2 protein-coding genes are annotated in these 7,309 nt (G+C 72.2%); both read right to left on the reverse strand.

Annotated features, from left to right (window positions below; genetic code table 11):
• Positions 1-19: 19 nt before the first annotated feature.
• Positions 20-6,490, reverse strand: a complete 6,471-nt coding sequence (locus tag ON41_RS31210; RefSeq protein WP_040751722.1) for a type I polyketide synthase — start codon at positions 6,488-6,490, stop codon at positions 20-22.
• Positions 6,487-7,309: beta-ketoacyl reductase (locus tag ON41_RS31215; RefSeq protein WP_040751723.1), on the reverse strand; the 823-nt coding region annotated here is incomplete at its 5' end. The genes ON41_RS31210 and ON41_RS31215, both read right to left, overlap by 4 nt.

The following is a 7,309-nucleotide window of genomic DNA, read 5'->3' on the forward strand; positions in this document are numbered from 1 at the left end:
CTTCCTCGGGAACGGGTCGTCACGCGGGCAGGCCGTCGGAGCGGCGGTCTATGAGGTCGAAGATCTCGTCGTCGCCGGCGATTTCGATGAGGTCGACCGTGGGGTCGGGGTGGTGCAGGGCGGTGGTGAGTTTGGTCGCGAGGCGTTCGAGGTCGGCGCGGGGGACCTCGGAGTCGATGAGGCGGTCGAGCGCGCGCTCCACCTCCGCGAGGAGACCGCCGGCGGCGGTGGGCGGGTCCATACGGCCGCGCAGGTGCTCGGCCAGGGCGATGGGCGTGGGATAGTCGAAAACGGCGGTGGGAGAGATGGTTACGCCGGTCGACTTGCGGAGCTGGTTGCGCAGTTCCACCGTGGTGAGCGAGTCGAAGCCGAGGTCGGCGAAGCGCTGGCGGCCGTCGAAGGCCCGGTCGGCCCCACGGTCGAGGACCGACGCGACGTGGTGGGCGAGCAATTCCAGCAGTAGGCGGTGCTGCTCTTCGGCCGTGCGTCCGGCCAGCCGGGCCGCGAAATCGGCGGTGGGCGCCGCGGTCGCGGCCGTGCGGTGACGGCGGATCAGGCCGCGTAGCAGCGGAGGCGGATCGGTGACGGCCGCCGGATCGAGGCGAATCGGCACGGTCACCGGCAGGCTGGTGCGGAGCGAGGCGTCGAAGAGCGTCAACGCTTGTTCCCTTGTGAGGGTGCGGAACCCGCCGCGTTCCATGCGGGCGATATCGCGGTCGCCGAGGTGGACGCTGACCGAACTGCGCTCCGCCCACAGCCCCCATGCCAGCGATGTCGCGGGCAGGGCGTGGCGGTGGCGGTGCGCGGCGAGGGCGTCTAGGAAGGCATTGGCGGCGGCGTAGTTGGTCTGGCCGGGTGTGCCGAGAATGCCCGCGGCGGAGGAGAAGACGGCGAAGGCGGCGAGATCCGCGTCGCGGGTGAGGTCGTGCAGGTGCCAGGCGGTGTCGACCTTCGGGCGCAGCACCCGGTCGAGGCGGTCGGGGGTCTGCGCGGTGAGCAGGGCGTCGTCGACCGTGCCCGCGGCGTGGACCACCATCGTCAGGGGTCGGGCGGCGGGGATCTCCTGGAGCAGGCTCGTCACGGCGGCGCGATCGGCGGTGTCGCAGGCCGTGATTCGCACTCGCGCACCCGATGCGGCGAGATCGTCTGCCAATTCGGCAGCGCCGGAAGCGGATTCGCCCGTGCGGCTGGCCAGTACCAGATGCCGGATCCCGTATTCGGCGACGAGGTGACGGGCGATCGCGCCGCCGATCATTCCGGTGCCGCCGGTGATCAGCGCGGTTCCCTCCGGATCCACCGCGGGCGGCCAGGTCAGGACCACCTTGCCGATGTGCCGGGCCTGTCCGACGTACCGCAGCGCCGTGATCGCCTCGCGCACATCCCAGGTGGTGAGCGGCGGCGGCGTGAGAATCCGGGATTCGAACATGACCACCAGTTCCGCCAGCATGCGGCGGATGCGGTCGGGATCTACCTGCGTGATGAGGAAGGAGTGGTAGGCGACGCCCGGGAACTGCCCGGCAATGGTGTCCGGGTCGCGGACGTCCGTCACGCCCATCTCCACGAACCGGCCGCCGCGTGGCAGCAGTCGCAGCGAGCCGTCGACCAATTCCCCGGCGAGCGAATCGAGTACGACATCGACCCCGCTGCCCGCTGTGGTCGTGGCGAAGTGCCGCTCGAAGTCGAGGGAGCGGGAGTCGCCGATATGGTCGTCGTCGAGGCCGCGTTCCCGCAGCACCTCCCACTTGCCCCGGCCGGCGGTCGCGAAAATCTCCGCGCCCCAGTGCCGCGCCAGCTGCATCGCCGCGGTGCCGACGCCGCCGGTGGCCGCGTGGACGAGCACCGATTCACCGGCGCGGAGTGCCGCGAGGTCCGTGAGCGCGTAGTACGCGGTGAGGAAGACCACGGGTACCGCGGCGGCCTGTGCGAAGGTCCAGCCCGCCGGAATGCGGGCCACCAGGCGGTGATCGGTGACGACCGTCGAGCCGATGCCGTCGAACAGTCCCATCACGCGGTCGCCGGGGCCGATATCGGTGACCTCCGCACCGACTTCGAGCACGATCCCGGATCCTTCGCCGCCCAGGACGGCATCCGGATCGGGGTACATGCCGAGTCCGATGAGGATATCGCGGAAGTTCACCCCGGCGGCGCGCATGGCTATGCGGACTTCGCTGGGGCGCAACGCGGTTCGGTTCTCTTCGGTGTGCGTCATCGTCACGGAGTCGAGCGTGCCGCGATCGGCGACCACCAGACGCCAGCTCTCGCCTCGCAGCAGGTCGGGTGTCGCGTCGGCGGCGACGCGAGTCAAGCGGGGGACGAACGACTCGTCGCCTCGGAACGCCACCTGCGGTTCGCCGAGCGCCAGCGCCCGCGTCACCTCGGCTGCCAGGTCGTCTCCAGGAGCCTCGGGGTCCAGGTCGAGAAGGACTATCCGATCCGGGTATTCGGTCTGCGCGCTGCGGACCAGACCCCAGACCGCGGCTCCGGCCAGGTCGGGTCGGTCGCGGGCCGGATCGGGTGCGGTGGCGCCGCGGGTCACGACCACGAGGTCGCCGTCGTCCGCGAGCAGGTCTCGTAGCTGGGCCATGATTCGTGTCAGGTGGTGACGAACCGCTTCGGGGGGCGAGGGCGTCGTCTCGGTGGCCGGGATGTCGGCAATCAGAACGACAGTGTCCGGGTCCTGCGCGAAACCGTTCGTGGCGGACGGATCGTTCTCCGGATGCGGGCCGGACCCGTTGCCGCGGAACGAGGACGGATCGCCGGGATGTGGCCCGGCGAATCGAATGGTGACCGGAGCGGAGGTCGCCGGCTCCAGGGCCGGAATCCACTCGACCGCGTACAGCGGCTCGCGGGAACGCGTGCCGGACACGCGCGGCATGGCCCGCAATTCGATCGAGGCGGCGGTGATCACGGGGCCACCGGCCGGATCGGTGATCTCTACCGCGAGGTGATCCGGTGCCGTGGCGGACAGCCGGACGCGGACCTCGGTGGCGCCCTGCGCCGCCAGCGAGATACCGTGCCAGGCGAAGGGGACCAGGGTGTCGTCGCCGGGAGAATCGAGTCCGGCGAGGGCGTGCAGAGCCGCATCGAGCAGGGCGGGATGGACGCGGAATCCGGAGGCGTCGAGATGGTCGGGGAGTTGCACGCGAGCGAGGAGATCCGTTCCGTCGCGCCACACCTCGCGCAGTCCTCGGAACGCGGGGCCGTAGTGCAGGCCGGAGGAATCGAGGCGGCGATACAGCTCGTCCGGATCGAGTTCCACGGCACCGGCGGGCGGCCACGGTGCGGCCGGAGCCGCGGTAGTAAGCGTGGTTTCCTCGTCCAAGCCGCCCTCGGCATGGGTGGTCCACGGACCCTCACCGAACCGGGCATGAATCGTGAACGCCCGGCCACCGCCGTCGCCGGCGGGCTCGACGCGGACCTGCACCTGCGCGGGCTCGTCCGCCAGTACCAGCGGCGACACGACGGTCAGCTCCGTCACGGCGGAACACCCCGCTTCGTCGGCGGCGCGCAATGCCAGCTCGACGAAGACCGTGGCGGGAACGACGATCCGGTCGCCGACGCGATGATCCGCCAGCCAGGGATGATCCTGCACCGACAACCGGCCGGTGAGTACCGTGACGGCATCGCCGGGCGCGGCCACCACCGCCCCCAGCAGCGGATGATCGGCTTCCGACAGGCCCGCCGCCCGCATCTGCGCGCGCGGGGCCGCCGCGAGCCAGAAGCGTTGGTGCTGAAAGGCATACGTCGGCAGGTCGACAACGCGCGCGTCGGGCACGAGGGCGGACCAGTCGACCGCCGCGCCCGCTACGAACGCCTCCGCCACGCCGGTGGCCACGGCCTCCGGTTCGGGTGATCCGGGCCGCCACAGCGGGGCGGCCGCGGCCCGGTCGGCGGTCGCGGCGACCAGCGTCGACAGCGCCGCACCGGGGCCGACCTCCGTGAACACCGTCGCCCGTCCCGTATCCAGCAGCCAGCGCACGCCGTCGCCGAAACGCACCGTGTCGGCGATATGCCCGACCCAATACTCGGGTGTGGCCAGCTCGCCGGGTGCGGCGGGCCGCCCGGTGCGGTCGGAGACGACCGCGAGCGCAGGCGGGCGGTAGGTCAGCCCCGCGCACACCTCGGCGAAGGCGGCGAGCATGGGACGCATGCGAGGGGAGTGGAACGCATGGCTCACCCGCAGCCTCTTCGCGGTGTATCCGCGCTCGGCGGCGCGCACCGCGATCTCCTCGACCGCGTCCTCGTCACCCGAAACGACCAGCGCCGCCGGGCCGTTCACCGCCGCGAGCGCGACCCGCTCCCGATGAGGTGCGAGAAGATCCGCGACCGCGTCCTCGGCGGCCGCGACCGCCAGCATCGCCCCGCCCGGCGGGAGATCCCGCATCAACCGGCCGCGCGCCGCCACCAGCGTGACGGCATCGGTCAGCGACCACACCCCGGCCAGATAGGCGGCGCTCACCCCGCCGATGGAATGGCCCAGCAGGAAATCCGGTGTCATACCCCAGGATTCGAGCAGGCGGTACAGCGCGACCTCGACGGTGAACAGCGCGGCCTGTGTGTAATCGGTGCGATCCAGCAGCGCGGCCTCGGGTGATCCGGCCGCGGCCCAGGCGATCTCCCGCAGTGGGCGCTCCAGTTTCGGATCCAGCAGGGTGGTGATCTCGTCGAATGTCTCCGCGAACACCGGGTAGGAGGCATGCAGCTCCCGCCCCATCCCCGGCCGCTGCGAGCCCTGGCCGGGAAAGAGGAAGGCGGACTTGACCTTCGGCGCCGCCTCTCCACGCACCACACCCGGCCCGTCGGCGGCGAACGACGTCAATCGCCCTGCCAGCTCGGTGCGGTCGCGGCCGAGGAGCACGGCCCGATGGGGGAAGCGGGAGCGGGTGGTGGTGAGGGAGAGGGCGATATCGGCGGCGGACGGGTCCGCGTGGGATTCGAGGTATTCGGAGAGGCGTGCCGCCTGCGCGGTCAATGCTTCCGGTGTGCGGCCCGACAATGGCCATGCGATCGGAAAGTGGTGTGGTGCAGTGCTTGTGGAGGTGGTTGCGGGTTCCCGGCCAAAAGCGTGCCGGGAAATGGGGGTGTTGGAAGGGTGGAGGGTGGAGACGTTCGCGGCGGTTGTCTCCTCCGGGGCCTGCTCGAGGATTACGTGGGCGTTGGTTCCGCTGATGCCGAACGAGGAGACTGCCGCGCGGCGGGGGTGGCCTGTTTCGGGCCATGGTTGGGGGGTGGTGGCGAGGCGTATCGGGGCCTCGCTCCATTCGACGTGGGGTGAGGGCTGGTCGGCGTGGAGGGTCGGGGGGACGCTGCCGTGGCGCATGGCCAGGATGGTCTTGATCACGCCGGCTACTCCGGCGGCGGCCTGGGTGTGGCCGACGTTCGATTTCACCGAGCCGAGCCAGAGGGGGCGGGTGCGGCCCGGGCCGTAGGTGTCCAGCAGGGCCTGGATTTCCACGGGGTCGCCGAGCCGCGTGCCGGTGCCGTGGCCCTCGACCACATCGATGTCCTCCGGCCGCAGGCCCGCGGTGGCGAGTGCCTGCCGGATGACCCGTTGCTGCGCCGGGCCGTTGGGGGCGGTGAGGCCGTTGGACGCGCCGTCGGAATTGACCGCCGACCCGCGCACCAGCGCGAGGACCCGATGCCCCAGCCGCCGCGCGTCCGACAGCCGCTCCAGCACCAGCACGCCGACGCCCTCGGACCAGCCGGTGCCGTCCGCGCCCGCGCCGAACGCCTTGCACCGCCCGTCCGGCGCCAGCCCGCCCTGCCGGGCGAACTCCGCGAACACCTTCGGCGTCGACATCACCGTCACCCCGCCGGCCAGCGCCAGCGAGCATTCCCGCTGCCGCAGCGCGTGACCCGCCAGATGCATGGCCACCAGCGACGACGAACACGCGGTATCGATCGTCACCGCCGGACCGTGCAGGCCCAGCGCGAACGCCACCCGCCCGGACACCACGCTGCCCAGGCTCCCGGTGCGCAGATGCCCCTCGACCCGTTCGGGCACGGCCCCCAGCCGGTCGGCGTAGTCGTGGTACATGACACCCGCGAACACGGCGGTCGACGACCCCCGCAGCGACACCGGATCGATCCGGGCGTCCTCGATCGCCTCCCACGACGCCTCCAGCAGCAGTCGCTGCTGCGGATCGGTGGCGAGCGCCTCGCGCGGCGAGATCCCGAACAGATCCGGATCGAAATCCAGTGCGCCGTCGAGGAATCCGCCGACCTTCGGGTAGTCGCCACGCTCGGCCAGGGCGTCGTCGCGCCATCCCCGGTCGGCGGGGAAGGCGGTGATGCCGTCGCGCCCGGCCGCCAGGAAGTCCCACCACTGCGCGGGGGTACTTACGCCGCCGGGGAACCGGCAGCTCATCCCGACGACGGCGATGGGCTCGTCGAGGCGGGCGGTGAGCCGGGAGTTCTCGCGGCGCAGGCGGTCGCGCTCCACGAGCGCGGCGCGCAGGGCCTCGACCAGTTCGGCGTTCGGGTTGGTCATGCCGTCCCCCGGTCCTCGGCGAAGAAGTCACTGCCGTCGGCCCAGAAATCGGTGGAACCGGCCGGGTCGCCGCCGGCATGGGCCATGCGGATCAGCTCCGCGGCGTCCATGTGCAGGATCGCGGCGGACTCGGCTGGGTCTTCAACCGGACCGGCGTCCGGGAGGCCCCGGACCGTCGCCGGCTCGTCGCTCGAATCGTCGGCGAGGAGCTGGGCGTGCAGGTGCGCGGCGAGCGCGTCCGGCGTCGGGTGGTCGAAGACGAGCGTCGCGGGCAGCCGCAGTCCGGTCGCGCCGACCAGCCGGGTGCGCAGCTCCATCCCGGTCAGCGAATCGAAGCCGAGTTCGGTGAAGGTCCGGTCGGTGGTGGGCAGATCGCCGGTGTGCCCGAGCACCGCGGCGACCAGTTCGTGCACCAGGTCGTGCACGAGATCGCGGCGTCCGGCGGCCTCCAGCGCCGCGAAACGTGCCGGGAACGACACGGTTTCGACGACGCGGGCGGCGCGCGGCGCGCTCTCGCGGCGCGGCTGGGCGAGACCGCGCAGCAGGGGCGGCGCGGCGACCGGATCCAGCCGCGTGCGATCGAGGGCGGCCAGCACCGCGACCGCGTCGCCGCCGGCGCATCCCGCGTCGAACAGGTCCAGGCCGTCGGCATCCGGCAGCGGCAGGATGCCGGTGCGCGCCAGCCGGGCCCGATCGGCGTCGCCGAGCCCCGCGGACACACCCGTCGCGCGCGCCCACAGACCCCAGGCGAGCGCGGTCGCGGGCAGGCCCTGGGCGTGCCGCAGCCACGACAGCGCGTCGAGCGAGGCGTTGGCGGCC

This window comes from Nocardia transvalensis NBRC 15921, from assembly GCF_000308875.1.
GTDB classification, from domain to species: domain Bacteria; phylum Actinomycetota; class Actinomycetes; order Mycobacteriales; family Mycobacteriaceae; genus Nocardia; species Nocardia transvalensis.

Coding starts and splice junctions, on each gene's coding strand:
- ON41_RS31210 (WP_040751722.1), bottom strand. CDS start 6,490: ATGACCAACCCGAACGCCGAACTGGTCGAGGCCCTGCGCGCCGCGCTC.